The following is a 1475-nucleotide window of genomic DNA, read 5'->3' as shown; positions in this document are numbered from 1 at the left end:
AGTGCCACGGCTTCGGCGGTGTGCTTGAGCCCCGCTACATTGTCGGCGCGGAACCACTTGACCAGTGAGCTATTACGCACTCTTTCAAGGATGGCTGCTTCTAAGCCAACCTCCTGGTTGTCACTGCGATCCCACATCCTTTTCCACTTAGCACACGCTTAGGGGCCTTAGCCGATGATCTGGGCTGTTTCCCTCTCGACTACGAACCTTATCGCCCGCAGTCTCACTGCCGCGCTCTCACTTACCGGCATTCGGAGTTTGGTTGACGTCAGTAACCTTGTGGGGCCCATCGGCCATCCAGTGCTCTACCTCCGGCAAGAAACACGCGACGCTGCACCTAAATGCATTTCGGGGAGAACCAGCTATCACCGGGTTTGATTGGCCTTTCACCCCTACCCACAGCTCATCCCCCAGGTTTTCAACCCTGGTGGGTTCGGTCCTCCACGCGGTCTTACCCGCGCTTCAACCTGGCCATGGGTAGATCACCCGGCTTCGGGTCTAGAGCACGCGACTCACTCGCCCTGTTCGGACTCGCTTTCGCTACGGCTACCCCACACGGGTTAACCTCGCCACGTACCGCTAACTCGCAGGCTCATTCTTCAAAAGGCACGCCATCACCGCCCGCGCACGAGGCGCGGCTTCACGGCTCTGACGGCTTGTAGGCACACGGTTTCAGGTACTATTTCACTCCCCTCCCGGGGTACTTTTCACCTTTCCCTCACGGTACTCGTCCGCTATCGGTCACCAGGGAGTATTCAGGCTTAGCGGGTGGTCCCGCCGGATTCACACCGAATTCCACGGGCTCGGTGCTACTTGGGAACACGACAACAAGGAGGCGCAGCGTTTTCGAGTACGGGGCTCTCACCCTCTACGGCGACCCCTTCCAGAGGCCTTCCCCTAACAACTGCGCTTTCTCACTCCCCGCCAGTCCGGCAGAACTGACACGATCGGTCCCACGACCCCGCCTCCACAACCCCTGCCGGGTCTCACATGGAAACGGTTTAGCCTCATCCGCTTTCGCTCGCCACTACTCACGGAATCACGGTTGTTTTCTTCTCCTGTGGGTACTGAGATGTTTCACTTCCCCACGTTCCCTCCACACGCCCTATGTGTTCAGGCGCGGGTCACACCACATGACTGGTGCGGGGTTCCCCCATTCGGACACCCTCGGATCAACGCTCGGTTGGCAGCTCCCCGAGGCTTATCGCAGCCTCCCACGTCCTTCATCGGCTCCTGGTGCCCAGGCATCCACCGTGTGCCCTCAACATCTTGGCCACACACAAACCTACAAACACGCGAACTCCGGCACTCGCCAGCCGACGGCCACCCCGCAAGGTCCCCGCCGGCAGCGAGACAAGAGATCAAAGATGCTCGCGTCCACTGTGCAGTTCTCAACGACCAACCCGCGCTCCTTCCCCAACGACTCCACCGGCCCGCGCACGCGCGGCGATGTGAAATCGGGAAGGCCCGGACGA

The 1475-nt window shown here is 60.3% G+C and carries 1 rRNA gene; it reads right to left on the bottom strand.

Going from position 1 to position 1475, the window contains the following annotated elements:
- Positions 1–1275 (bottom strand): 23S ribosomal RNA (locus tag ACI79Z_RS22825); the annotation flags it as partial.
- Positions 1276–1475: the final 200 nt, after the last annotated feature.

It is taken from the genome of Geodermatophilus sp. SYSU D00663, assembly GCF_054050655.1.
This window is presented reverse-complemented; position numbering and strand designations above follow the sequence as displayed.